Annotated in this window: 22 protein-coding genes, 1 tRNA gene and 1 riboswitch; of the genes, 12 read left to right on the forward strand and 11 right to left on the reverse strand. The window is 66.1% G+C overall.

The window, feature by feature from the left end:
* Positions 1-136: 136 nt before the first annotated feature.
* The 4 genes from metG to D4754_RS13845 form a co-directional block, all read right to left on the reverse strand.
* Positions 137-1,852 carry a methionine--tRNA ligase gene (metG, locus tag D4754_RS13830; RefSeq protein ID WP_121064531.1) on the reverse strand — a complete coding sequence of 572 codons (1,716 nt, stop codon included), beginning with the start codon at positions 1,850-1,852 and terminating at the stop codon, positions 137-139.
* Between the two features lie 77 nt (positions 1,853-1,929).
* A complete protein-coding gene (locus tag D4754_RS13835; protein ID WP_121064533.1) occupies positions 1,930-3,189 on the reverse strand; it encodes an MFS transporter in 1,260 nt (419 codons plus the stop codon).
* 95 nt (positions 3,190-3,284) lie between these two features.
* Positions 3,285-3,869, reverse strand: a complete 585-nt coding sequence (locus D4754_RS13840; protein WP_121064535.1) for a YceI family protein — start codon at positions 3,867-3,869, stop codon at positions 3,285-3,287.
* Positions 3,870-4,164: 295 nt separating this feature from the next.
* Positions 4,165-5,019: a GNAT family N-acetyltransferase gene (locus D4754_RS13845; RefSeq protein ID WP_121064537.1), complete on the reverse strand. Its 855-nt coding sequence runs from the start codon at positions 5,017-5,019 to the stop codon at positions 4,165-4,167.
* Positions 5,020-5,252: 233 nt separating this feature from the next.
* On the opposite strand from D4754_RS13845, the gene cydD reads away from it, so the two are divergent.
* The 5 genes from cydD to cydX all read left to right on the forward strand — a co-directional run bounded on the left by cydD (position 5,253) and on the right by cydX (position 11,569).
* Positions 5,253-6,884, forward strand: coding sequence for a thiol reductant ABC exporter subunit CydD (cydD, locus tag D4754_RS13850; protein ID WP_121064539.1), 1,632 nt, complete (start codon positions 5,253-5,255; stop codon positions 6,882-6,884).
* Positions 6,881-8,524, forward strand: coding sequence for an amino acid ABC transporter ATP-binding/permease protein (locus D4754_RS13855; RefSeq protein WP_121064541.1), 1,644 nt, complete (start codon positions 6,881-6,883; stop codon positions 8,522-8,524). The genes cydD and D4754_RS13855 overlap by 4 nt, the downstream gene beginning before the upstream one ends.
* 115 nt (positions 8,525-8,639) lie before the next feature.
* Entirely contained in the window at positions 8,640-10,259 is a 1,620-nt protein-coding gene (locus D4754_RS13860; RefSeq protein WP_121064543.1) for a cytochrome ubiquinol oxidase subunit I, read from the forward strand.
* Positions 10,260-10,264: 5 nt separating this feature from the next.
* Positions 10,265-11,425 (forward strand): cytochrome d ubiquinol oxidase subunit II, encoded by a 1,161-nt coding sequence (gene cydB / locus D4754_RS13865; RefSeq protein ID WP_121064545.1) that lies wholly within the window; start codon positions 10,265-10,267, stop codon positions 11,423-11,425.
* A gap of 12 nt (positions 11,426-11,437) precedes the next feature.
* Entirely contained in the window at positions 11,438-11,569 is a 132-nt protein-coding gene (gene cydX / locus D4754_RS13870) for a cytochrome bd-I oxidase subunit CydX (RefSeq protein ID WP_121064547.1), read from the forward strand.
* Between the two features lie 140 nt (positions 11,570-11,709).
* On the opposite strand, the gene D4754_RS13875 is transcribed toward cydX, so the two are convergent.
* A tRNA-Gly gene (locus D4754_RS13875) sits at positions 11,710-11,784 on the reverse strand.
* 88 nt (positions 11,785-11,872) lie between these two features.
* Positions 11,873-12,481, reverse strand: a complete 609-nt coding sequence (locus D4754_RS13880; RefSeq protein WP_121064549.1) for a TetR/AcrR family transcriptional regulator — start codon at positions 12,479-12,481, stop codon at positions 11,873-11,875.
* Positions 12,482-12,569: 88 nt separating this feature from the next.
* Here D4754_RS13880 and D4754_RS13885 point away from each other — a divergent pair, with 88 nt between their 5' ends.
* Complete coding sequence (locus D4754_RS13885) at positions 12,570-13,229, forward strand: DUF2306 domain-containing protein (RefSeq protein WP_163025906.1); 660 nt, start codon at positions 12,570-12,572, stop codon at positions 13,227-13,229.
* A 1-nt stretch (position 13,230) separates the two neighbouring features.
* Here D4754_RS13885 and D4754_RS13890 read toward each other — a convergent pair whose 3' ends face one another.
* The 3 genes from D4754_RS13890 to D4754_RS13900 form a co-directional block, all read right to left on the reverse strand.
* Entirely contained in the window at positions 13,231-14,430 is a 1,200-nt protein-coding gene (locus tag D4754_RS13890; RefSeq protein ID WP_121064553.1) for an oxidoreductase, read from the reverse strand.
* A 73-nt stretch (positions 14,431-14,503) separates the two neighbouring features.
* Positions 14,504-15,490, reverse strand: a complete 987-nt coding sequence (locus D4754_RS13895) for an NAD(P)H-dependent flavin oxidoreductase (RefSeq protein ID WP_121064555.1) — start codon at positions 15,488-15,490, stop codon at positions 14,504-14,506.
* A gap of 526 nt (positions 15,491-16,016) precedes the next feature.
* Complete coding sequence (locus D4754_RS13900; protein ID WP_121064557.1) at positions 16,017-17,315, reverse strand: sensor histidine kinase; 1,299 nt, start codon at positions 17,313-17,315, stop codon at positions 16,017-16,019.
* Between the two features lie 473 nt (positions 17,316-17,788).
* Positions 17,789-17,891: riboswitch (guanidine-I (ykkC/yxkD leader) on the forward strand.
* A gap of 83 nt (positions 17,892-17,974) precedes the next feature.
* On the opposite strand from D4754_RS13900, the gene D4754_RS13905 reads away from it, so the two are divergent.
* From D4754_RS13905 to D4754_RS13930, 6 genes are all read left to right on the forward strand, one after another.
* Entirely contained in the window at positions 17,975-19,033 is a 1,059-nt protein-coding gene (locus tag D4754_RS13905; RefSeq protein WP_121064559.1) for a putative urea ABC transporter substrate-binding protein, read from the forward strand.
* A 38-nt stretch (positions 19,034-19,071) separates the two neighbouring features.
* Positions 19,072-19,905 carry an ABC transporter permease gene (locus D4754_RS13910; protein ID WP_338031151.1) on the forward strand — a complete coding sequence of 278 codons (834 nt, stop codon included), beginning with the start codon at positions 19,072-19,074 and terminating at the stop codon, positions 19,903-19,905.
* Positions 19,902-20,672, forward strand: coding sequence for an ABC transporter ATP-binding protein (locus D4754_RS13915; RefSeq protein WP_121064561.1), 771 nt, complete (start codon positions 19,902-19,904; stop codon positions 20,670-20,672). Before D4754_RS13910 ends, D4754_RS13915 begins: the two co-directional genes overlap by 4 nt.
* The gene (locus tag D4754_RS13920; RefSeq protein WP_121064563.1) at positions 20,653-21,918 is read left to right on the forward strand and encodes an agmatinase family protein; all 1,266 of its coding nucleotides are present in this window, start codon (positions 20,653-20,655) and stop codon (positions 21,916-21,918) included. Before D4754_RS13915 ends, D4754_RS13920 begins: the two co-directional genes overlap by 20 nt.
* Before the next feature lie 185 nt (positions 21,919-22,103).
* Positions 22,104-22,544, forward strand: coding sequence for a hypothetical protein (locus D4754_RS13925; protein ID WP_121064804.1), 441 nt, complete (start codon positions 22,104-22,106; stop codon positions 22,542-22,544).
* Positions 22,537-23,328 (forward strand): MBL fold metallo-hydrolase, encoded by a 792-nt coding sequence (locus D4754_RS13930; protein ID WP_163025907.1) that lies wholly within the window; start codon positions 22,537-22,539, stop codon positions 23,326-23,328. The genes D4754_RS13925 and D4754_RS13930 overlap by 8 nt, the downstream gene beginning before the upstream one ends.
* Before the next feature lie 71 nt (positions 23,329-23,399).
* Here the strand turns inward: D4754_RS13930 and D4754_RS13935 are convergent, their stop codons facing one another.
* Both D4754_RS13935 and D4754_RS13940 read right to left on the reverse strand, forming a co-directional pair.
* A complete protein-coding gene (locus D4754_RS13935) occupies positions 23,400-24,137 on the reverse strand; it encodes a hypothetical protein (RefSeq protein ID WP_121064567.1) in 738 nt (245 codons plus the stop codon).
* Positions 24,134-24,748: a cysteine hydrolase family protein gene (locus D4754_RS13940; RefSeq protein ID WP_121064569.1), complete on the reverse strand. Its 615-nt coding sequence runs from the start codon at positions 24,746-24,748 to the stop codon at positions 24,134-24,136. Before D4754_RS13940 ends, D4754_RS13935 begins: the two co-directional genes overlap by 4 nt.
* Positions 24,749-24,768: the final 20 nt, after the last annotated feature.

Raw genomic sequence — 24,768 nt, forward strand, 5'->3', positions numbered from 1 at the left:
GAATTGGAGATGTCGCGCCCGTCCCGCGCGGGAGGGCGGGTGGGGCGCTGGACGGGCGCGACCGTGGGACAGGGACGCGCGGACGGCGTCAGCCGGCCGCGCCACGGGCGACGCGCGCAGACGCGGCGCAATACCTTCAGCGGGTGCCGGCGAAACGGTCCTGCCAGCTTTCGCGATCCTCGTCCGAGATCTTGGCGAAGAGGACATCCGGCACCGTGAAAGCATGGCCCGTGGGCAGGGCGGCAAGCGCATCGGCCACTTCATCCGGCCAGCCGGCGTCTTCACAGCCCATCGCGTCCAGCATCCGGGCGGAAGCAGACGGGATGAACGGCGCGCTCAGGACCGCGTAAAGGCGGATCAGGTTCAGGCCGGTCCGCACCTGCATGGCCGCCTGCTCCGGGTCGGTCTTGAAGGTCGACCAGGGGGCGGCACTTTGCAGGTATTCGTTGCCCGCCACCCAGATCGCGCGAAGCTCGGCCGCGGCCTTGCGGACTTCCATGGCCTCCATCAGGCCCTCGTAGGCGCGCAGCCGGGTTTCCAGCTCGGCTGCCAGCGCCGCTTCCTGTTCGCCCGGCGTGCCACCTTCGGGCACCGCCTCGCCGAAGCGGGATCGGCAGAACTTGGTGATCCGGCTCACGAAATTGCCCAGCACGTCCGCCAGGTCCTTGTTCACGGACGCCTGGAAGTTCTCCCAGTTGAATTCGCTGTCCGAGCTTTCGGGCGCATGGCTCAGCAGCCACCAGCGCCAGTAATCCGCCGGCAGGATTTCCAGCGCCTGGTCCATGAACACGCCGCGGCCCTGACTGGTCGAGAACTGGCCGCCTTCGTAGTTCAGGTAGTTGAAGGATTTCAGGTGATCGACCAGCTTCCACGGCTCGCCGCTTCCGAGGATCGTCACCGGGAAGCCCAGCGTGTGGAACGGCACGTTGTCCTTGCCCATGAACTGGACATATCGGACATCGTCGGCCCCCTTGTCGGTCCGCCACCAGCGTTCCCACGCGTCGTCGCCCAGGCCCTGCGCCTCGGCCCATTCCGCGGCGCAGGCGATGTATTCGATGGGCGCGTCGAACCAGACGTAGAAGACCTTGCCTTCCATCCCGGGCCAGGGCGCATCGCCCTTCTTGACCGGTACGCCCCAGCTCAGATCCCGGGTGATCCCGCGGTCCTGCAGGCCGTCGCCGTCGTGCAGCCATTTCCTGGCGATGGACGTGGTCAGGATCGGCCAGTCCGTCTTGGTGTCGATCCACGCGTCCAGATCGTCCTTCATGGCCGACTGGCGCAGGTAGAGGTGCTTGGAATCCCGCAGCTCGAGGTCCGTCGCGCCAGAGATCGCGCTGCGCGGGTCGATCAGGTCGGCCGGGTCCAGCTGCTTGGTGCAGTTCTCGCACTGGTCGCCGCGGGCCTTGTCGTAGCCGCAATTGGGGCAGGTGCCCTCGACATAGCGGTCCGGCAGGTAGCGGTCGTCGGTGGGCGAATAGAACTGCTGTTCGCTCACTTCGCGGATCAGCCCGGCCTCTTCCAGCTTGCCCGCGAAATGCTGGGTCAGCCGGTGGTTCTGGGGCGAGGACGAGCGGCCGTAGTGATCGAAGCTCAGCCCGAAGCCCTGTACCAGCTGCGTCTGGATGCCGTGCATTTCCGCGCAGTATTCGGCCACCGGTTTGCCGGCCTTGGCCGCGGCCAGTTCGGCCGGCGTGCCGTGTTCGTCGGTCGCGCAGAGAAACAGCACCTCGTTTCCGCGGCCCCGCATGTAGCGCGCGTAAAGGTCGGCCGGAAGCTGCGAGCCGATGAGCGTGCCAAGATGCTTGATCCCGTTGATGTAGGGAAGCGCCGAGGTGATGAGAATGCGTGCCATTGATTGCGTCCCGCGGATGATTGCGCGCGGGTCTTATCGCACCGCTCGGGCGCCGTCACCCCCTGCCGGTCGGCCGGTCAGGTGTCGGGCTTGTCCTGTGCGTTGTCGTCGGGGCGGTGCGCCGTGCGACGGTCGCTCAGCAGCCGGCCGATCTGGAATGTGGTGCGGGGGGTGTAGATGTAGTTCGTCCGCCCGCGCGCCACCCGGGGCGACAGCATCCGCTGGAGCGAGAACGCGATCAACACCACGTGACCGGAGGCCAGAAACACGAACAGCGCCGAGGGCCCGAAGGTCGACACGATCTGCGCGCCCAGAAGCGGGCTCGCGATGGCGCCGACCGCGAAATAGAACAGGAGCGAGGCTGAGAGTTCCGCCCGTTCATGATCCTCGGCGAAGTCATGGGCGTGGGCGGCGGCGACGGAATAGATCGGGAAGGTGGCGATCCCGAACAGGCAGGCCGACAGGAACACGCCGCTGCGGCCGGCCTCCTGCAGCAAGGGCATGGCGATGGACGCCAGGATGGCCGCGAACGAGAACCCCACCAGCACCCAGCGCCGGTCGTACTTGTCGGCCAGCCAGCCGGCCGGGTATTGCGCCAGCGCGCCCCCCAGAACGAAGGCGGCCAGGAACAGCCCGATATCCTCGGCGCCCAGCCCCACTTCGGTCCCGTAGATCGGCCCGACCATCCGGAACGCGGCCGATGTCAGCCCCGCCACGATCACCGCCGCCACCGCCAGCGGCGACCGGCGGTAGGCGAGCGCCGGCCTCAGGCGCGAGGATTGCGTCGTTTCGGGTTGTTGCAGGCGCGTCAGCGCAAGCGGCAAGAGTGCTGCACAACAGACCAGCGCCAGGATATTGTACGAGATATAGCTCGCCGGTTCGAGCACCCCGATCACCAGCTGCGCGCACATCGACGCGCCCATGTCGACGACACGGTACGTCCCCGTCGCGCGGCCCCGGTTCTCGTTCGTGAGGTTCGCGTTCAGCCAGGCCTCGATCACCGAATAGCAGCCCGCCACGCACATGCCCGAGGCCACGCGCAGCACGGCCCAGATCAGGGGATCGTCGGTCATCGTGTGGGCCAGAAGCCCCATCGCGCCCGCGACGGTGAAGACGGAAAACGTCCGCGAATGCCCGACCCGCCCGATCAGCCGCGGCGCCCACCAGCAGCCGATGAAGAAGCCGATGAAATGGGACGAGCCCAGAAGCCCGATCTCGGACGTGGAGAACCCCAGCGCAAAGCCGGACAGCACGTCGAGCGGGGCGACACCGCCCGTCGAAAGCTGGAGCATCACGACAGAGAGGTATAGCGCCGCAAGGGCGATCAGCAGTCGCATGGGGGCGAGATTGACCACGGCGCGCGCGGGCCGGCGCGCAGGTTTCCGACGCGGCGCGTCGTTTTTGGCAGCGTGGGGGCGGGGGACCTCATGGCTCAGGCCGCGTCGATTGTGGCGAGGATGTCGAGATGGATCAGGTCGCTGACAACTTCCGGATACTTCGTCGACCCGAACGCGCTGCGGCTGACATTGCCCGTCAGCCGGATCGCCAACTGGTCGCCCGCGGCGGGCCCGGCCAGGCTCGCTTTGAACGATATCGGCCGCGTCTGGCCGCGCAACGTCAGGGACCCGTCGATCCGGCCGCCGTCTTCCAGCCGCCCCGAAGCGCCGGGCACGATCCGGGTCGACACAAAACGAATGGTCGGGTGCTGGTCGGCATCGAGCCCCACCGGCCCGCGCAACGCCTTGGCGATGAACGGCACGGGCGTCGTGGCCCTGCGGGCATCGACCGACACATCGACGGAGGAGGCTTGCAGATTCGCCCGGTCCAGCGTGATGGCAGCCGAAAGCACGGGCATGTGTCCCTGCTGGCGGATGCCGGCGACGTGGAAGGCGAACCCCACGTCCGAGGCCGCGGGCACCAGTCGGAACGCCGTCCCCCAGGCGCGGGCCTGCGCCGCGCCAAGCGCCGCAAAACTGCCCAGTCCGATCAGAACCGACCGCCGCCTGTGTTGCTGCATGGGAAGCCTTCGTCTTCTGTCCCTGTCCCGGACGGGCTTACCGCGGCTGATGCCGCGTGACCACCCGCAACGCTTGCCGGATCACGGACTGCACGGAAGCAGCGGCAGATGCTCCCGAGATCGACGGCAGTGCTTCAGATCGACCTGCCCCTGCCGCTTGTCCGTCGGATGCCTCCGGCGAGAGTATTTGGGGAAAGAAGAAGCAGGGGATCCCGGCTTCTTTGGTCTCGAAATGCCTCGGGGGAGTCCGGGCCGCAGGTCCGGGCGGGGGCAGAGCCCCCATCGGCGCTCGCGGTCAGCCCAGTTCGAAGGTGCACACGCCGAAGATCCGGTCGACGGGCAGGTCCGGGGCCGCGCCGCGGTACATGCGGGCGGTTTCGAAGACGGGGACAAGCCCCAGCGTCCCGGCCAGGTCCACCGCCGCCGCGTTGGGTTCGGGCGTGTCGAGAAAGATCTCCGCCTCCGGTTCCACCCCGGCCAGCAGATCGCGCAGCAGGTCCCGGGCCACATCCGCATCGTCGGCGAACAGTGGCCCGATCTTGTAGCCGCTCACGCAGGGCCGCAGCACGGCGTAGCCCCGGATCACACCGTCCGCCAACTTCACCCGCGCCGCGTGCCCGGGGCTGGTGATCCAGGCCTCCAGGAACGCGGGCCGCGGGGCGGGGAACAGCTCCCGGTCATAGGCATCCAGCGCCGGGGTGACCTCGGCCAGCGGCGCCGTGGCTTCGGGCGCCTGGCCCAGAGCGCGCAGCGCCGGGCCTGCAGGCCCGCCCTGCCGGATATTGCGGTAGGCCAGCACGTAGCCCGATTTGCGATAATTGGCTTGCTGGTCGACCACGCCGTCGAGGCCGATCACCCGCTGCCCCGCGTGCCGGCTCGCCGTCTCCCACAATTGCAGGCCGAGCCCCATGCCGCGGTAGCCCGGGCGCACGATGTAGAAGCCGAGGAAGGCGAAATCCTCGTCGTAGTTCACGACCGAGATCGAGCCCACCATCTCGCCGTCCAGAAACCCGCCCCAGAACCCGTGCGGATCGACGCTGCGGAACGCCACCGCGTCCGAGGCGCCGGGGTTCCAGCCTTCCTGCGCCGCCCAGGACACCGCGATATCGGTCTCGCCCGGGTTGAGCGGCCGGATGATGTAGTCGGTCATTCTTGGTCCTCTCCCGCGTTTTGGGCGGAGCATGGGCGATCTGCGCGCAGGGGCCAAGCCCTATGGCGCTTCTGCGGCAATCCTTCTTTCGGAAGGTCGCGCCGGTCAGGCAAGGGCGCGGTAACCGGGCGCGATCCTCTTGCGGCGAAAAGGCCGGTTTACCTTCCTCCGGATCAGGTAGAGACGTCCCGCACGACACTGCACCGGTATCTTGAGTACTGGAATTCCGCCGCATGGCTTCTTCTGCCGCCCCAGCGCGCCTGCCCCGACATCCTGCCGAGCGTATCGGCGGCCTCCTGTCGCTGGTCTCGGCCCTGCTGTGGCTCGGGCAGGCCGCGTTCATCGCCTGGGCGCTGGCGGATCTGCTGGAGGGCAGCGGAGCGAGGGCCCTTTGGGCCGTGCCCGGCGTCTTCGGTATCGCTCTTCTGCGCGCAGGCCTGAAATACGCGGCCGACGCCCGCCTTGCCGTGGCCGCCGATGCGGTTGTCTCAGGTCTGCGCGCCCGGATCGTTTCGGGGGAGGCAGCGACGACCGCGCCTTCCGTTGCAGGCGGGCCGGGGGCGGTGGCGGCGCTGGCGTGCGAGAAGCTCGACACCCTGCGCCCCTACCTGATGCGCTACCGGCGCGCGCGGCTGCGGACTTCGGTCCTGCCGCTTCTGATCCTTGCCATTGCGTTCTGGCACAGCTGGGCGGTGGGGGTCGTGCTGCTGATGGGCGGGCCGCTGATCCCCGTCTTCATGGCGCTGATCGGCTGGGCGGCTCAGGAGGCCAGCGAGAAGCAGATGGTCGAGGTCGGCGCGCTGAACGATCTGCTGGTCGACCGGCTGGCCGCGCTGCCCGACATGCACCTGATCGGCGCGGGCGACAGGATCGTCGACAGTTTCGCGGAGGCGTCCGATTCGCTCCGCACCCGCACCATGGCCGTGCTGCGGGTGGCCTTCCTGTCCTCGACGGTGCTGGAACTGTTCTCGGCGCTTGGCGTGGCGATGGTGGCGGTCTGGGTCGGGTTCTCGCTTCTGGGGGTTATCGAATGGGGCGCCTGGGGGGCGACGCTGACTCCGTTTGCCGGGATCTACCTGCTGCTACTGGCGCCCGAGTATTTTCAGCCCCTGCGCGATCTGTCCGCCGCATGGCACGACCGCGCGGCGGGAGAGGCCGTGCTGGATGAACTGGCCCTGTGGCGCGAAGAGGAGCGCCCGGCGCTGATGACATCGGGCACCGCGCCGGTTCGGCCCGCAACCCCGCTGTCGATCCGGCTGGCGGGGCTTGTCCTGCGTCGGGACGCGCGGGAGATCGCGTACCCGGACCTGGACATCGCCGCCGGGGATCGGATCGCGATCACGGGGCCAAGCGGGGCGGGCAAGACATCCCTGTTGCGCGCGCTGGCCGGGCTTGAACGCGCGGAACGTGGCGCGATCGAGGTTGACGGCGCGCCGTTGGACGGCACCACGGCGGACGACTGGCGCGCCCGGATCGGGTGGATGCCGCAGGCGCCGCACTTCCTGAATCGCTCGCTGCGTTACAATATCGGGTTCGGTGCGCCGTTGGGCGATGATGTGCTGGAAGCCGCAGGCGTGGCCCCGGTGCTGGAGACGTTGCCGCGGGGAGACCTCACGCCTTTGGGCGAACGCGGTGCGGGGCTGTCGGGCGGCGAGGCGCGGCGGGTGACGCTGGCGCGGGCCTTGCAGGCCGCGCCGGACCTGCTTCTGGCGGACGAGCCCACCGCGGACCTGGACGACGGGACCGCGGCCGCCGTGATCGACGGTCTGATGCGGTTTGCCGAAGCCGGCGGCACGCTTGTCGTGGCCAGCCACGATCCGCGGTTGATCGCGCGGATGGATCGCCGGGTGGAGGTGCCGTCATGAAACCGCTCTTGCGCATCGCGGCCCTGATCTGGCGCGAGGACCGGCGGGCGTTCCTGCGGGGGCTGGCCCTGTCGGTGCTGGTCCTGGCGATGGGCGCGGGGCTGCTGGGCCTGTCGGGCTGGTTCATCACCGCCGCCGCGGCGGCCGGGCTTGCGGGAACGGGGGTGCTGTTCGACGTGTTCCGCCCGTCGGCCGTGATCCGGTTCCTGGCACTGGGCCGTACCGCTGCGCGCTATGGCGAGCGGCTGACCACCCATGATGCCACCCTGCGCGCGCTGGCGCGGCTTCGGGTGCGGCTGCTGCAATCCACCCTGCGCAAACCCTATCGCGCGCTGGAACGGCTTCGGGCCAATGCGTTCCTGAACCGGCTGACGGCGGATATCGATGCGCTAGACGGTGTCGCCTTGCGGCTGCTTCTGCCCGGTCTGGCGGGGGGCATCGCGATCCTGCTGGCCGCTGTCATCGTGGCATGGCTGGTGCATCCCGCGATCGGTGCGCTGATCGGGATCGGTTATCTGGCTGTGCCCACGGCGATCTTTGCCATCGGCCTGCGCCGCGCCGAACGCCCCTCGCGGCAGGCCGAGGCCGGGTTGCAGGCCCTCCGCAGCCGCCTGATCGACCTGATCGTCGCGCGCGAGGATCTGGCGGTCTATGGCCAATTGACCGCGGCGCGGACGCGCGTCGAAGAGGCGGCGGAGCGCCACGACACGGCGCGGCAGCACCTGCAACGGGTCGAACGGCGGGCCGGGCTGGGGCTGGACCTCGTGTCGGCCGTCATGGTCTCGCTGGCGCTTGGCGCGGGCATCCTGTTGGTGCAGGCGGGCAGCATCACCGCGGCGCAGGCGGCCATCGGCACCTTCGTGGCCCTGGCACTGGCCGAGGCGGTCGCCCCCGTTCAACGCGCGCTGAGCGACGCGGGGCGCATGATCCAGGCCGCCCGGCGCGTGGGGCCGGAGGTCGAGGATAACACCGTGCCGGAAGGGGTACCGGCGGCGCCGTCCGCCCTGCCGCTGAAGGTGAACGGGCTGACGTATCGCAATGGCGCCGATCTGTTCGAACCGGTCTCCCTGCACGTGGCCGCGGGAGAGACGGTCGCCCTGACGGGCCCCAGCGGCAGCGGCAAGAGCACGGTTCTGCTGTGCGTGGCCGGTTGCCTGCGCGCGTCCTCCGGCACGGTCCGTCTTGGCGACGCGGACCTGACCCCGGCGGCGCTGGGGCAGGCCGTGGTCATGGTGCCGCAACGCCATGCCCTGATCGGCGGGACCATCGCCGAGAACCTGCGCCTGGCCGATGCCGGCGCCAGCGACGACATGCTGTGGGACGTCCTGCGTGCGGTGGCGCTGGACGGGGTGGTTGCCGGCAAAGGCGGCCTTCGCGCCCGGCTTGGTTTCCGCGGGGCCGGGCTTTCGGGCGGGGAGGGGCGGCGGCTGGCGCTGGCGCGCGCCTTGCTGCGGCGGCCCGATGTCCTGCTGCTGGACGAACCGACCGAGGGGCTCGATTCCGTCACGGCGGCGGCGGTCATGGCGGGCCTGCGCGCGGCGCTGCCCCGGGCCGCGATCCTGATGGCCGCACATCGCGCGGCCGAGATCGACGCCGCCGACCGTCAGCATGTCCTGCGGCCTGCGCGCACAGTCCGATGATATTTCGTGCAATGAGTGCTATGATTGTCTTGAACGAATACCGCATTCCAAGAGTGGAATATCTACTCCGCCAAGTCTGTTCCCGGATTTGTCCCGTTCACCAAGGAGTCTCTCCATGGAGTTAGACGTCGTCGAGCTGTCGCGGCTGCAATTTGCCCTGACCGCCATGTACCACTTCCTGTTCGTGCCGCTGACGCTGGGCCTGTCGGTGCTCGTCGCGATCATGGAGACCGTCTATGTCATGACCGACCGTCCGATCTGGCGGCAGATGACCAAGTTCTGGGGCCTGCTGTTCGGGATCAACTTCGTGCTGGGCGTGGCCACGGGCATCACGATGGAATTCCAGTTCGGCATGAACTGGAGCTATTACAGCCACTACGTGGGCGATGTCTTCGGTGCGCCGCTGGCCATCGAAGGGCTGATGGCCTTCTTCCTTGAAGCGACCTTCGTGGGCCTGTTCTTTTTCGGCTGGGACAAGCTTTCCAAGGTTCAGCACATGGTCGTGGCCTGGCTGGTGGCCATCGGGTCGAACTTCTCGGCGCTGTGGATCCTGATCGCCAACGGCTGGATGCAGCACCCGGTGGGCGCGGAATTCAACCCCGACACGATGCGGATGGAGATGACCTCGTTCTACGAGGTGCTGTTCAACACCGTCGCACAGGCGAAATTCGTGCACACGGTTTCGGCCGGCTACGTGACGGCCTCGGTCTTCGTGCTGGGCGTTTCGGCGCTGTACCTGCTGCAGAACAAGCACAAGGATCTGGCCCGGCGGTCCATCGCGGTAGCGTCGTCCTTCGGTCTGGCCGCGGCGTTCTCGGTCGTCGTTCTGGGCGACGAATCCGGCTATGACACGGGTCAGAGCCAGAAGATGAAGATGGCCGCGATCGAGGCGATGTGGGAAACCGAACCGGCACCGGCATCGTTCACGCTGATCGGTTTCCCCGATCAGGAAGCGCGCGAAACGCATTACGCGGTCGAGATCCCTTACGTCATGGGCCTGATCGGCACCCGGTCCCTGACCGAGCCGATCCCGGGCATCGACCAACTGGTCGCGGAGAACGAGACGCGCATCCGCGACGGGATCATCGCCTATGACGCGCTGATGACGATCCGGGATCAGCGTACCGACGCCCCGCAATCGGCCCGTGACACGTTCGAACAGCACTCCGAACATCTGGGCTATGCGCTGCTACTGAAACGCTACGTGGACGACCCGCGCGAGGCGACGGATGCGCAGATCGTTCAAGCAGCGAACGACACGGTGCCGGGCGTGTTCGAGATCTTCTGGGCCTTCCGCATCATGGTGGGCTGTGGCTTCCTGTTCATCGGCGTGATGATCTTCTTCTTCGTGCGCACGTCGTTCTACCGGATGCGGTTCCCGCGCTGGTCGCTTTACGCCGCCGTGGCGATCATTCCCGCGCCGTGGATCGCGGCCGAAATGGGCTGGATCGTGGCCGAATACGGCCGCCAGCCCTGGACGGTCGACGGGGTGCTGCCCACGGCGCTGTCGGCCTCGCATCTCAGCGTTGGGGATCTGCTGATCTCGCTGGCCGGGTTCATCACGTTCTACACGATCCTCTTCATCGTCGAGGTCGGGCTGATGGTGAAATACATCCGCAAGGGCCCGCACGAGGATGTCGAGGAAACCGAGGCCTGGATGATCCGGCACGAACGACGGCTGCGGGCGACGGGTGAGCCCGACGGCCTTGCCCCCTCCACGACACCGGCGGAGTAACGGAAATGGTCCTGAACGAACTGATCGACTACGACACGCTGCGGGTGATCTGGTGGGCGCTCCTGGGCATCCTGCTGATCGGCTTCGCGGTCACCGATGGCTTCGACATGGGGGTCGGCGCGCTGCTGCCCTTCGTGGCCCATAACGATACCGAGCGCCGCGTCGTCATCAATACGGTGGGCCCGGTCTGGGAAGGCAACCAGGTGTGGTTCATCCTGGGCGGCGGCGCGATCTTCGCCGCCTGGCCGCCGCTTTACGCCGTCAGCTTCTCCGGCTTCTACCTTGCCATGTTCATGGTGCTGGCCGCGCTGATCGTGCGTCCGGTGGCCTTCAAGTACCGGTCGAAACGCGACGACCCGAGATGGCGCACGACATGGGACTGGGCGCTGTTCGCCAGTGGCGCGGTGCCGACGCTGTTGTTCGGCGTGGCGGTGGGCAATGTCCTGCTGGGCGTGCCCTTCCACCTGACGCCCGACCTGCGGTCGATGTACGACGGTTCGACCTTCGGCAAGCTCTTCGGCCTTTTGCGGCCCTTCGCGCTGCTGTCGGGGATCGTGTCGCTGTCGATGCTGGTCATGCTGGGCGCGGCGTGGCTGGGCGTGAAGACGGAAGGCGAGATTTCCGCCCGCGCCCGGCGCATCGGGACGGTGGCCGGGATGATCGCCGCGGGTGGCTACCTGCTGGCCGGGCTGTGGCTGGCCTTCGGGATCGACGGCTATCACCTCGTGTCCGCGTTCGTGCCCGACGCCCCGTCCAATCCGCTGGCCTCCGAGGTCGCGCGCGAGGGCAGTTGGCTGGCCGCCTATGCCGTGCGGCCGTGGATCGTCATCGCGCCGATCATGGGTTTTGCCGGGATCGCGCTGTGCGTCCTTGGCCTGCGGGCCAACCGCGAGGTGACGACGCTCTTGGCGGGGCAGGTGGGTGTCATGGGGATCATTGCCAGCGTCGGGCTGACGATGTTCCCGTTCATCCTGCCCTCGACGGTCGATCCGCACAGCTCGCTGACGGTGTGGGACGCGTCGAGCTCGCACAAGACGCTGTTCATCATGCTGGTCTCGACGGTGATCTTTCTGCCGATGATCCTGCTCTACACCTCGTGGGTCTACAAGGTGCTCTGGGGCAAGGTCACGGAAGACGATGTCACCGGCAGCGGCCATTCCTACTGAAGGAGATTTCCGATGTGGTATTTTGCCTGGATACTTGGCCTTCCGCTCGCCGCGCTCTTCGCGGTTCTGAACGCGATCTGGCTTGAGATGCGGATGGATGCCTACCTGGCGGACGAGGGGTCCAACCCTACGGCCGACGACTAGCACCGTCACGGGGCAACCCGGGGCCTCCGGTCCCCGGCCTGTTGGGCCGGGGGTGTGGGGCGCATGGTTTCCGTGGCCCGAAACGACGAAAGGCCGCCGATTGGCGACCTTTTCGAAAGACCCTATCCCGTGAGGGAAAATGGAGCGGGCGAAGAGATTCGAACTCTCGACCCTTACCTTGGCAAGGTAATGCTCTACCCCTGAGCTACGCCCGCGTCCTTGGGTGAGGCGTGAGATATTGTTTGCGCCGTCGGGCTGCAAGTGGAAAATGCCCGTCCGCGGCAAAAATTTCCGCCCGTCCGGTCAGCCCGCTTTCAGCGGCAGGTCGGGCAGGATATCGGCGATGTCCGGGCTGGGCAGGTCGACGTCCGGACGGAAAAGCCTGCCGGCGATCGTCAGGCTGGCCAGCCCGTGGATCAGCGACCAGATCATCGTCTCGGTGCTGCGCGGTTCCTGCGATACGGGCCGGAACGGCGCGCAGGCCTCGGCCAGCACGGCGTAGGATGCGCGCGCCGCCGCCTGAAAGGCGGCGTCACGGTCGATCGTCAGGGACGTGTTGAACATCAGCGTGAAAAGCCCCGTGTTTTCTTCGGCAAAGCGCATGTAGCCGCGGCAGATGCCGATCAGACGGTCGCGCGGCGTGGCCGGCGCGCGGTCGCGGACCTCGATCATCGTGGCGGCGAACAACCGGTAGCCTTCGGTCGCAATCGCGGTGACCAGCCCGGGCATCCCGTCGAAATGATGCGCCGGCGCAGCATGGGACACGCCCGCCCGGGCGGCACAGGCCCGCAATGTCAGGGCTTCGATCCCGTCCTCGTCCAGAATGTCCAGCCCGGCCTTCACAAGCCGCGCTTTCAGATCTCCGCGGTTCTGCGCTTTCGGGGCGGGGTGGGCTTTCGTGTCCTGTGTCATGGCGGACAGTTTCCCGAACCGCCTTGACAGTGTCAAGGTCACGGCTAGATTGCTGTAAACTTTACAATGTCAAGCAATGAGGCCGACCATGCATCCCACGTCTCTGCCGACCCCCCAGCGATTGCTGGAATCCCGTCCGCTGTTCCGGGTGGCAGCGGTGCTGTCTGTTCTTGTCGCGCTCGTGTCCTTCCGGTTCATCCCGCTGGGGATCGAGACGGCCTTCCCTGTGCTCGAGGTGAATCCAGACGCGGGCAAGACGCTCCTGATGACCCACGTGCTGTCCGCCTCTGCCACGCTGGTGCTCGCCCTGCCGCAATTCCTGCCGTGGCTGCGGGCGCGGCATCCGGGCCTACACCGCTGGACAGGGCGGCTGTATGCGCTGGCGATCCTGATCGCCGGTCTGTCCGGGCTGGGCATGGCCATCACCGCCTTCGACGCGCGCCCGGTGGCGGGGGTGGGCTTCGGCGTGTTGGCGATTCTTTGGCTGGCCGTCACCGCGCGCGGCATCTGGCTGGCGCGGCGGGGGGAGATCGCCCGCCATCGGCCATGGATGATCCGAAGCTTCGCGTTGACCCTTGCGGCCGTCAGCCTGCGGCTGCAATTGCAGGTCATGCTTGGATTGGGGATGGACTACGACGCCGCCTCGAACATCCTTGGCTGGTCGTGCTGGGTGCCGAACCTGATCGTCGCCGAATGGCTGCTGCGCGGCGGCGCCCGCGCGCGGCAGGGGATCGCGACCGCCGTCTAGGTCATCCGAAGAACCGGTTGTTCCAGCTTTCGACGCGCACCGCATCGCGGTCATTGTAAGCCGCGATGACCCTGTCGAGATCCTGCGCAGCGGGCAGGGGCGCGCCCTCTGCCAGCGCGGTCAGGCCCATCGTGTACCACGCCGTCACGCCGCCTTCGGGCGGGTCCGTGAACCGCGGGAAGGCGGGGTCGGCAGCTTCCTCGCCCGTCCAGTGCCTCGGCAGATCTGGGTCGAGCACAAGCGCGCGGGCCAGGCCCACGACATCGGCATCGCCGGTCAGCAGGCACTCCACCGCCTCGGCGCGGGTCTTGAAGCCCCCGGTCAGCATCAGTGGAACGTCGGTGCGGGGACGGACGGCCTTGGCGAAGGCCCGGAAATAGGCACCGGGGCCCGAGCGGTCCGAGGCGGAAGCCGCCCCCGGGAAATAGGTCCCGCCGGAGATGTCGAGCAGGTCGATCAGGTCCGGCCCAAGCGCCGCGGCAACCTCGATTGCGTCCTGTGTGGACAGGCCCCCGTCCAGCTGATCCGTCGCGTTCAGCTTCAGCGCGACGGGGAAGTCCGGCCCCACGGCCGCGCGGACTTCGGTCGCGACCTCGAGCACGATGCGCATGCGTTCGGCGATGCTGCCGCCGTAGCCATCCGTCCGCCGGTTGAAAAGCGGCGACAGGAACTGGCTTAGAAGGAAACCGTGGGCCGCATGGAGCTCGACCCCGCCGAAGCCCGCGTTCTTCGCCCGGCGCGCGGTGGCTGCGAAGGCGCCAGGCAGCGCCGCGATCTCGTCCGACGACATCTCCCGGCATTTCAGGCCGGGCAGGTCCAGCGCGCTGGGGCCCGCGGGCGTGCCGATGGGCGGATGGGCCAGTGCGCCGGCATGGCCCAGTTGCAGCCAGACGGGCATGCCCGCCTTGATGCCGGCATAGGCCAGACGCGCGAAAAGGGGCGTATTGGCGTGATCGTCCAGAACAAGGTTGCCGGGCTTCTCGGCAAAGGCGCCCGAACCCTGAACCTCTCCCACGATGGCCGCCGCAGCACCACCCTCGGCCCAGCGGCGATAGAGGCGTATCTGCGACCGTGTCGGATCGCCCCGGCCATCCCCCAGCGAATCCGACATCGCCGCCTTGACGATACGGTTCTTCAGCTCGGCCCCGCAGGGCAGGACAAGCGGGCGGAAAAGGATATCGGACGGGACAGGTTCGGACATGGGGCGCACTTGACCACGGGGATGCTGCGATTGCAAACGCCCGCGCCGGTGACCAGCACGGGCGGAACCGGGCCTAGCCGGCCTTGGCAAGTGTCCCGTTCAGCCGGGCCTTCGCCGCGTCGTATTCCGCGGCGAAGCGTTCGACCAGCTTTGCGGCGGGCAGGACCTCCTTGACGGAGCCGACCCCCTGACCGGCCCCCCAGATCTCCTTCCAGCTTTTCGGCTTGGTGCGGCCTTCGCTGAAGTTCATCGCCGACGGGTCCGACACTTCCAGGTTGTCCGGGTCCATCCCCGCCGCGGCAATCGACGGCTTCAGGTAGTTGCCCCAGACCCCGGTGAAGAGGTTCGAATAGACGATGTCGCTGGCACCGCTGTCTACGATCATCTTCTTGTAGCCCTCGACGGCGTTGGCCTCCTCCGTCGCGATGAAGGCCGAGCCGATATAGGCGAAGTCCGCACCCATGGCCTGCGCGGCCAGGATCGCGTCGCCACTGGCGATGGAGCCGGACAGCGCCAGCGGCCCGTCGAACCATTCGCGGATCTCCTGAACCAGCGCGAAGGGCGACAGCGCACCCGCATGCCCGCCCGCACCGGCGGCCACGGCGATCAGGCCGTCGGCGCCTTTCTCGATCGCCTTGTGGGCGAACTTGTTGTTGATCACGTCATGCATCGAGATCCCGCCGCAGCTGTGTGCGGCCTCGTTCACCCATTCCTGCGCGCCAAGCGAAGTGATCCAGACCGGCACGTTGTGCTTGGCACAGAGCTCGACATCGCGTTCCAGCCGCCCGTTCGACCGGTGCACGATCTGGTTCACGGCATAGGGCGCGGCGGGCGTGTCGGGGTTCGCCTGGTTGTACTTGTCCAGTTCCTCGTTGATGCGGGTCAGCCAGCGCACCAGCTCGATGGGCTCGCCCTCCTTTTCGCGCGCGTTCAGCGCCGGAAAGGACCCCACGATCCCCGCCTTGCACTGGGCGATGACGAGATCGGGGTTGGAAATGATGAACAGGGGCGAGCCGATCAGCGGCAGGCGCAGTTTGCTTAGAACCTCAGGTACGGACAAGGCTGTCTCCTCTTGTATCTCTCTGCCGCGCGCCCGTCCCCTCCAAGGACGGCCGGACGCTAAACCAGCATCCCCCGGCACGCGGCGCCAATGGCACGGGAGGACCCTACAACCTGATTTTCTGCTGCGCCTGCATAATCAAACGGCAACAGCCCGGGACCCTACGTCAAAAGAAGCGACTGCGTCGGGGGCGGGGGAGCCGGTCACGACGCAGGTGGTCACGCCGACGCGCTTTGCGTGAAATACGGGATGTCGCGAACGAGGGTCTGCGACGGCAGGGGCGATACACGACAAACAACCCCCGTGATGCATCTGCACCTGGAAGACGCTTCGCCGACATTCCCTAAAGTAGCGAACCTCTCACTCGAAAGACTCCCGAAGCAAATGCTCGCCGGCGGACGTCATGCCTGGGAAGAGCGCCGTTTGAAACCGGTTCTAACGGTCTCCGCATTGATAGCGTGTGCAGGCATGGACGTCTGGCGGCCGTGATGAGCATAGTCCAAATCCAATGGGGCTTCTGTCTGACTTAGGCCGTGGGCAAGAAGACAGAGATTGTGGTCCCAGCCTTGGAAGAGGCAATCGTCAGCCCGCCACCGAATTGCTTGGAGACGCCGAAAGCCATGGAAAGCCCCAGCCCGGTGCCTTTTCCGACCGGCTTTGTGGTAAAGAAGGGTTCCAGCACATTGGGCAGAATATGAGCTGGGATACCGTCTCCGCTGTCCTCAACTGAAATGCGCACATAGGAACCTATGCCAATGCGGGACCCGTCGGCCAGAACCTGCTCCTCGTCAAGCCACACCACGTTACTGGAAATCTTCAGTTCGCCGCCGCGTGGCATGGCATCGACCGCATTCACGACCAGGTTAATCAGCGCCGACAGAAGTTGCGCCCGGTCCGCTAGGAATTTCTGGTTTTCGTGCCCCGCCTCAACCTTGATAGAGACCGATGTCGGGATCAGCCGCTTCGTCAGCGCCACAAGTCCCTGAAGAACATCAGCCCCGTCCTGTGGGGCCAGCGTCATACGGTCTTTCCGGGCAAACGCCAGCAATTGCTTTACTGTCCTGGCTGCCTGCCGAGCGGCGAACGAGGCTTCGTTGATTGCGGCGACGCGTTCATCCGGATCTTCAATAAGTGTCGCGAGTTCGAGATGGCCCAGAATTGCGGTCAGGTTGTTATTGAAATCGTGCGCAACCCCTCCTGCAAGACGTCCGATTGCGGCCATCTTTTCCGATTGAAGCAATCGCAAGTTAGCCTCGGCGGCCTCGATCCGAAGCTTGCGTGACATCCGCGCAGCGGCAACGAAATAGTACAAAAGCGCACTTCCGCAGACAAGAAGCCCCAGCTTGGCGAACGGATCGCTGAACTGTGGAATGAGCGTTACGAAGACCGCGGAAATGACAGTCGCCAGTACGGCAACCTCTCCGTAAACCACGATGGGCGCGGTATCGCTGCGCCTTACGAGGTAGACCAGAATGCAGCCAATCAAGGCAGACCCGCAGATCGATAACGCCCTGTCCTCCGCACATATCATGATGGCGGGCATCCAGAGAAAGCTGATCAACAGCAGGATAAAGATCAGGCTTGCAATCACCTCGTCTCTCTGTGTCGCGCGTGCCCGACGCGACTTGAGAAACCAGTAATAGGTGGCATGTGCGACAAGAAAGAAAAAAGACCAGGCCCAGGCGCTTGTCCAGCCCGTGTAGGCGTAAAGAAGGCCACTTCCCAAAGCCACTCCAAGAAGCCTGACAGCGACCTCGCCAGGCTGGCCATACTCCAGATGGAATTGGCGCTTGAGTTCTTCGGAAGAATCGTGGCGGTCACTCAACCGATAGATCTCCTTGCTTTTGCTTTGCGCCGTTGCGTGACCAAGACAACCGTCCGAAATACCTTACTGCTTTCGGGTCAGTTCACAAGGCAATGGCAGCGGGCATGGCATGGCTGCTGCGGTAACCCGTTGGAACTGCGCACTTTCGCAAATCAGCGCGCTTCGGTCGATTGGTTAAGAAACAACCTACACGATGCACGCACGCCCAGTTTCACTGGCCGCGACGGACCAGGCTGGGACCGGAAGGTGCCCGCAACGGGCAGCCAGTCCGGCAGGGGCGTCGCGATTTGCTTGACGGTGATCTTCCGACCAACGTTCGAAGCGCCTGAAAGCGTATTGCAGGGATTCAAGTCGGACCGAATGTTGAACACATCCCGGCATTAACGATGAATCTTTGATCATACGACGACAGGCCGGCCGGCGCGCGCGGATGCCACTACAGGCACAGCAGAGCCGTTTCATAGGGTGGTCCCATGCGCGGCATCTAGGGTTCCGTTCCCACGGGAAGCAGGTCCGAGAGATGCCGCCGGGGCGCACCCTCGCCCCGGTACACGGCGGGGCAAAAACCCGGGAGACCAGCGCTGTTCAATGGCTAAGGGCCGGTCTCCATCCTTTCGTTCGGGGTCTGGCTGAAGACACGAACAACAGGGATCAAGAAGATGAAAAAACTGACGACGACCGCGCTCGCCACCCTGGCGATGCTTGCCTCGCCCGCGATGGCCGAGGAAAAGGACAGCTTCAAGGTCGCCTGGTCGATCTACGTGGGCTGGATGCCGTGGGGCTATATCGAAGAGTCCGGCATCATGGACAAGTGGGCCGACAAGTACGGCATCGATGTCGAGATCGTGCAGATCAACGATTACATCGAGTCCATCAACCAGTACACCGCCGGCGCCTTCGACGGTGTTTCGGCCACCAACATGGACACGCTTTCGATCCCGTCGGGCGGGGGCGTGGACACCACCGCGCTGATCGTGGGCGATTATTCCAACGGCAACGACGCGGTGATCCTGAAGGGGGAGGGCACCCTGGAAGACCTCGCCGGCAAGCCCGTGCATCTGGTGGAGCTTTCCGTCTCCCACTACCTGTTGGCCCGTGCGCTGGAAAGCGCGGGGCTGGCGGAACGGGATCTGGCGGGGGTCGTGAATACCTCGGACGCCGACATGATCGCGGCCTATGCCACGTCCGACGTGGAAGCGGTGGTGACGTGGAACCCGCTTGTATCGACCATCATGGAAGAGCCCGGCGCCAACATGCTGTTCGACAGTTCCGACATCCCGGGCGAGATCATCGACCTGATGGTCGTGAACACCGAAACGCTGGCCGACAATCCCGATTTCGGCAAGGCCATGGTGGGCGCATGGTACGAGGCGATGGCACTGATGTCGTCGGACAGCGCGGAGGGCAAGGACGCCCGCGAATGGATGGCCGCCGCGTCCGGCACCGATCTGGCGGGCTATGACGCGCAGCTGGCCTCGACGGAGATGTTCTTTGCGCCCGAAGCGGCGGTGGACTTCACGCTGGGATCCGAACTGCCGGCGACCATGACAGCGGTGGCGGAATTCCTGTTCGACAAGGGCATCCTTGGCGAAGGCGCGCCATCGGCCGATTTCGTGGGCGTCGAATACCCGACCGGAGAGGTCACGGGCGACACGAACAACGTCAAGTTCCGCTTCGACGACACGTACATGAGCATGGCGGCGGAGGGCAAACTCTGAGACCCTCGGTCGCCACGACCCAGCCGGAAGCGGGGGCGGTGCAAGACCGCCCCCGGACGCTGCGATGGATCAACCGGCGCCCGGACCGGGCGATCTCCTTCCTGCTGGTGATCATCCCCTTCGTGCTCGTCTTCCTGGCCTACACCATCGGCTCCGAAGCGCGCCTTGCCGTGAACCCGGCCGACAAGCTGTTGCCGGCGCCGACCCAGATCATGGAGACGGCCGAACGTCTGATAACTGAAGCAGACAAGCGGTCGGGCAAGATCCTGTTCTGGTCCGATACGGCCGCGAGCCTCAGCCGTCTGGCCCGGGGCGTGGCCATCGCCGCCGGGATCGCGCTGGCCTTCGGCCTGATCATCGGCATCCTGCCTTACGCGCGCACGATGCTGTCGCCCTTCGTCAACGTGCTGTCGATGATCCCACCGTTGGCGATCCTGCCAATTCTCTTTATCCTTTTGGGGCTGGGAGAGACCTCGAAGGTCGCGCTGATCGCCATCGGCATCACGCCCTTCCTGATCCGCGACCTGGCCCAGAGGGTGGCCGAGCTTCCGACCGAACAGATCGTGAAGGCGCAGACGCTGGGCGCGTCCTCCTTCGCCATCGGCCTCCGCGTGGCGCTGCCGCAGGCGCTGCCGCGACTGTTGGGCAGCCTGCGCCTGTCGCTGGGCCCGGCCTGGCTGTTCCTGATCGCGGCCGAGGCCGTCGCCGCCGATGCGGGTCTCGGCTACCGGATCTTCCTTGTGCGCCGCTACCTCGCCATGGACGTGATCCTGACCTACGTGATCTGGATCACCCTCCTGGCCTTCCTGCTGGATCTGGCGCTGCGCCTGATCTCCCGCCATGCCTTTCCGTGGGCGGAGGAGGGACTATGAGCTTCGTCGAAGTCGAACGCGTCTCGCAAAGCTACGACCGCCGCCCGATCCTCGACCGCGTGTCGATGTCGGCGAAGGAGGGGGAGTTCATCTCCATCGTCGGCGCATCGGGCTGTGGGAAATCTACGTTCCTGCGGCTGCTGCTGGCGCAGGAACAACCCACCCGCGGGCGCATCACCATCGCCGGCGCCCGCCCAGCCCGAGAACCGGGGCCGGACCGGGGGGTGGTCTTCCAGCGCTATTCCGTCTTCCCGCATATGTCGGTGCGCCAGAACCTCGTCGCGGCCTCGGCACTTGGAGCGAACTTCTTCGGCTGCCTCTTCGGTGCGAAACGCAAGGCCGCCCAGAAGACGGCCGACGACACGCTTGAGCGGATCGGCCTGGCCCATGTCGCCCATGCCTACCCCTCGGCGCTGTCGGGCGGGATGCAGCAGCGGCTCGCCATCGCGCAGGCGCTGATGGCGCGGCCCAAGATCCTGCTGCTCGATGAACCCTTCGGCGCGCTCGATCCCGGCACGCGGATCACCATGCATGAGTTCCTGATGGAACTGCGCCGCGAAACCGGCATGACTGTCTTCATGGTCACCCACGACCTTGGTGAAGGCTTCAAGCTGGGCGACCGCGTCCTTGTCTTCGACAAACCCCGCTGGGACCCTGTTGACCCGAACGCCATCGGCGCCACGATCACCTACGATTTCGATGCCCGCGACAGCGGCATTCCCTTCCAGAGACTGCAGGAGAAGACCCATGTTCCCATCGAAGCCTAGAGGAACACGCTCGCACCACCCGCGCGACCAGCGCGTGCCGGACGCCCGGGCGCACCACCCCGACCTGTCGAAGCTCGGCGGCTGGAAGGCGATGCAGGCCGAAGCCGACATTCCCGGCGATGAATGGGAAAAGGAAAAGGCTTGGGCGCTTCGCATGGGCCTGACGGGTGCAGATTCGATCGAGGACCGATCCATCCCCACCTTCGCGCGCGGAGAGCTGCCGCATTACGCGGGCATCAACACCTTCCTGAAGGCCCCCTATACCGAGGACGTCACCGAGGTCGGCAATTACGACGCCACGGTCCTGGGCGCCCCCTTCGACGGCGGCACCACCTACCGCCCCGGCACGCGCTTCGGGCCGCAGGGCATCCGCAAGATCTCGGCCCTTTACACGCCCTACAACTACGAGGCCGGGATCGACCTGCGCGAACAGATGAGCCTGTGCGACGCGGGGGATATCTTCACCATCCCCGCGAACATCGAAAAGACCTTCGACCAGATCAGCCGCGCGGTGGCGCATGTGTTCTCGTCAGGCTCCATGCCGATCATCCTGGGCGGCGACCATTCCATCGGTTTTCCATGTGTCCGCGGCATCGCCGAATGCACGTCGAAGAAGATCGGCATCGTCCATTTCGACCGCCACGCCGACATCCAGGAAAAGGATCTGGACGAACGGATGCACACCACGCCGTGGTTCCATTCGACGAACCTGCCGAACGTGCCCGCCAAGAACCTCGTGCAGGTCGGGATCGGCGGATGGCAGGTCCCGCGCGACGCGGTGAAGGTCGCCCGCGACCGCGAGACGAACATCATCACCATGTCGGACATGGAAAAGATGGGCGTCGACAAGACCGCCGAAATGGCGCTGGAAATGGCGTGGGACGGGGTCGACATGGTCTACATGTCCTTCGACATCGACAGTATCGATTGCGGTTTCGTCCCCGGCACCGGCTGGCCCGAACCGGGCGGGTTCCTTCCGCGCGAAGCGCTGGCGCTGGCGTCGAAGGTCGCCGCCGAAGGCATCTGCGGGATGGAGCTTGTCGAGGTCTCGCCGCCCTACGATACGTCCGACATCACGGCGCTGATGGGCACGCGGGTGATCGTGGACGTGCTGGGCTCGCTCGTCGCCAACGGCAAGATTGGCGCGCATACGAAGCATATCGACAAGCCGATCTCGCTGCCGATGGGCGAGTATTCCGAAGCCACCCATGGCAAACGCTGGAGCACGCGGGCGAAGCGGACATGATGCCGTCACGATGATCCGGGGAACCAAGCGGGCAGCGCTTGCCCGGGTGGGCGCGAAGCGCCCGCCATGGGGCGGGCGGGCGCTGCCCGCGGCGGTTGCCGCGGGCGAAACGCCGAAGCCATCAAGCCACTATCCCCGCGTGCGGTCATGCCGCTAGGGTGACAGAAAAGAACAGGAGCACCACCATGCCCCACGACATCGTCAACGGCCATATCGGCCACCATCATCACCACCCGCACGATCACAACCACGATCACGGGCCCGATCATCTCCATTCCCATATGGAGCCCGCCGACCACGCCGCCGACCTGCAGGTTCTGGCCGCGCAGTTCATCGACGGATTCCAGCAGGCGAAGGACAAGCAGGCCTACCTGAAGCTCGCGGGCGTCCCGCTGGAGATCACGCCCGGCGACGGCCCGGCCCTGAAACTGGTCGATGTGCAGCTGACCACCGAATGGCAGGTCGGCACGGCCTCTCCCAGCTTCGGATCGACGGAGCTTTCCTATCTGCCGTTTCCCGGCAACATGATCACCGAGCGGACGAACATGGGCTTCGTCTATGTCTCGATGCGCGACAAGAAGGTGGTGGATCTGCGCGATTTCCTGTCGGAGAGCCTGCATGACTGATCTTCCCGTGGCCGATCCCTGGTACGGATCCGAAAAGATCCTGCCGCGGATCACGCGGATCACCGAGCCACACGTGCACCCGGTCTACTCGGCCAACATGTACCTTGTGGAAGGCGACAATGCGGACATGATCGTCGACACCGGCATGGGCGTGGCGCCGCTGAAGCCGTTCCTGGACGGTATCCGCGCGGACCGCTCGAAGCCGATCTGGTGCTTCACCACCCACGCCCATGCCGACCATTTCGGCGCGATGCACGAGTTCGAGACGCGCATCTGCAGCGCCATCGACGTGCCGGATCTGGAAAAGCCGGATCCATGTACGCTTTACACCGGCGACATCCCCGAAAGCTTCCGGCAGGTGCTGATCTCCTCCGGCTATCCGCCGTTCGAGACCGACCTGTTGATCAATGCGATCCCCTCCGCCGACTACGACATCGACGCCTACACGCTGAAAGGCGCCACCCAGACCGGCGTGGTGGAGGACGGCGACATCATCGATCTTGGCGGCTGGACGGCCGAGGTTCTGCACCTCCCGGGCCACGCGGCGGGGCAGGTGGGGCTTTGGCATGAAGAGGGCAAGACACTCATCGGTGCGGATGCGGTCTATGACGGCCCCCTGATCTGGGCCGCGCCGGGGATGAGCGTGACGGACTACACCGCCACGCTGAACCGGCTGAAGAAGGTCCCGGCCGAGGTGGTGATCGGCGGCCATGACGATCCGTTCGGCAGGGACCGTCTGATCGAGATGTGCGACGCCTATCTCGACCTCTGGGCCAAGCTTTGACCTGAGAACTCCGGTACGCGAAGGCCATCACGCAGGGCCTTCGCGGTCGCGACCTGTCAGGCAAACACGAATCAGGCCTGCCAGCTGTCCCTCAGGGGCTGGCCGAAGAAGTTGCTGCGGCTCATTTCGAAGGCCATCTCGTGCAGGTCGGTCCGGTGGAAGGCGATGCGGCCTTCGCGGAGGGGGTTGGTCGACAGGGCAATCGTGCCGGTTTCACCCCGCCAACGGCCCATCCCGTATTCCGCGTCGAACTGCGCGATCAGCGCTTCTTCGGGCCGGTCTCCGTGTTCCAGCGCGCGGCGCAGATCGGCGGAAGATGCTGCCCCGGGCGTGCCGATCCCGTACAGGAACAGCGTTTCCGACCAGATCACGTGGAGCACCCGCCCCGCATCGCCCGAAAACACCCGGCGGTTCAGGTTGCCCGCCACCTCCCGGTGCCAGAGCTCGCGGTACTCGGCATCCGTTCCGTCCTCGATCAGCCGCCCGTCGCCGGTCCAGTGGAGCCGGCCGGCGTCCACCGCCTCGGGTCTTCCATGCCAGTTGATGGTCCGGTCCCATGTGCAGACCTCGTCCAGAACCTCGATCGTGCCGGCAAAGCCTTCGGCCTGCATCAGCGTCAGCAGGTCGGCGGTAGACGCATCCGCAAGGCAGCCCAGCCGCGACAGGTCGGGCCGGTGGCGGGGCACGCGCAGGTCGCAGTACCCGTCGCGCGCCTGCAGCCAGTGGACCTGCGTTTCCGCGTCGTCCAGCCCCGGCGCGCGGATCCAGTCGCGCACCCAGTGGCCCGTCAGGTCCCCCGCGACGATCATGCGGCCTTCGCCATGTGCGATTTCATCGCCGCGATGATGTCCTCCGATGCCAGCACGGCGCCGGTCTGCAGGTACTCCATCGCGTTCAGCGACGCGTCGTGCGCGGCGTCGGACGACCCGCCCACGCAATCGGACGCGACCCGGCAGTGGTAATCGTGTTGGTGCCCGTCGACGAAGCTGTAATGCACGCAGACATCCGTCAGACCGCCGATCATGATCAGGGTTTCCGCCTTCAGGCCTTTCAGCAGGATCTCAAGATCCGTGCCGAAGAAGGCGGAATAGCGGCGCTTGGGGATGAAGTAATCCTGCGGACGCTGCCCGGTGATATGGGCGGGCAGGGGCGTGCCGGGTTCGCCCGCAAGGCAGTGCACCCCTTCGGTCCCGTCCAGTTCCCGCCCGTAATCGACCATGTCACGGCGGTGGATCTCCTGGATATAGACCGTCGGGATGTCCAGATCGCGGGCGGCGGCGATCACCCCCAGCGCCTTTTCCATCCGGGACTTGTAGCTGTCCATCACGGGGATCCCGGCCTTCACGTCCATGAAGGCGGAACACTGGATATCGATCACCAGAAGGACCGGGTTTCCGACGATGGTGGGCTGGCGTGGCATGGTATTCTCCTGAAGGCTGC

It is taken from the genome of Chachezhania antarctica, from assembly GCF_003646465.1.
In the GTDB taxonomy this organism is placed as follows: domain Bacteria; phylum Pseudomonadota; class Alphaproteobacteria; order Rhodobacterales; family Rhodobacteraceae; genus Chachezhania; species Chachezhania antarctica.

Coding starts and splice junctions, on each gene's coding strand:
- D4754_RS13885 (WP_163025906.1), top strand. CDS start 12,570: ATGCATCCCACGTCTCTGCCGACCCCCCAGCGATTGCTGGAATCCCGT.
- D4754_RS13880 (WP_121064549.1), bottom strand. CDS start 12,481: ATGACACAGGACACGAAAGCCCACCCCGCCCCGAAAGCGCAGAACCGC.
- D4754_RS13940 (WP_121064569.1), bottom strand. CDS start 24,748: ATGCCACGCCAGCCCACCATCGTCGGAAACCCGGTCCTTCTGGTGATC.
- D4754_RS13915 (WP_121064561.1), top strand. CDS start 19,902: ATGAGCTTCGTCGAAGTCGAACGCGTCTCGCAAAGCTACGACCGCCGC.
- D4754_RS13920 (WP_121064563.1), top strand. CDS start 20,653: ATGTTCCCATCGAAGCCTAGAGGAACACGCTCGCACCACCCGCGCGAC.
- D4754_RS13935 (WP_121064567.1), bottom strand. CDS start 24,137: ATGATCGTCGCGGGGGACCTGACGGGCCACTGGGTGCGCGACTGGATC.
- D4754_RS13840 (WP_121064535.1), bottom strand. CDS start 3,869: ATGCAGCAACACAGGCGGCGGTCGGTTCTGATCGGACTGGGCAGTTTT.
- D4754_RS13835 (WP_121064533.1), bottom strand. CDS start 3,189: ATGCGACTGCTGATCGCCCTTGCGGCGCTATACCTCTCTGTCGTGATG.
- D4754_RS13930 (WP_163025907.1), top strand. CDS start 22,537: ATGACTGATCTTCCCGTGGCCGATCCCTGGTACGGATCCGAAAAGATC.
- D4754_RS13860 (WP_121064543.1), top strand. CDS start 8,640: ATGGAGTTAGACGTCGTCGAGCTGTCGCGGCTGCAATTTGCCCTGACC.
- D4754_RS13925 (WP_121064804.1), top strand. CDS start 22,104: ATGCCCCACGACATCGTCAACGGCCATATCGGCCACCATCATCACCAC.
- metG (WP_121064531.1), bottom strand. CDS start 1,852: ATGGCACGCATTCTCATCACCTCGGCGCTTCCCTACATCAACGGGATC.
- D4754_RS13855 (WP_121064541.1), top strand. CDS start 6,881: ATGAAACCGCTCTTGCGCATCGCGGCCCTGATCTGGCGCGAGGACCGG.
- cydX (WP_121064547.1), top strand. CDS start 11,438: ATGTGGTATTTTGCCTGGATACTTGGCCTTCCGCTCGCCGCGCTCTTC.
- cydB (WP_121064545.1), top strand. CDS start 10,265: ATGGTCCTGAACGAACTGATCGACTACGACACGCTGCGGGTGATCTGG.
- D4754_RS13845 (WP_121064537.1), bottom strand. CDS start 5,019: ATGACCGACTACATCATCCGGCCGCTCAACCCGGGCGAGACCGATATC.
- D4754_RS13890 (WP_121064553.1), bottom strand. CDS start 14,430: ATGTCCGAACCTGTCCCGTCCGATATCCTTTTCCGCCCGCTTGTCCTG.
- D4754_RS13905 (WP_121064559.1), top strand. CDS start 17,975: ATGAAAAAACTGACGACGACCGCGCTCGCCACCCTGGCGATGCTTGCC.
- cydD (WP_121064539.1), top strand. CDS start 5,253: ATGGCTTCTTCTGCCGCCCCAGCGCGCCTGCCCCGACATCCTGCCGAG.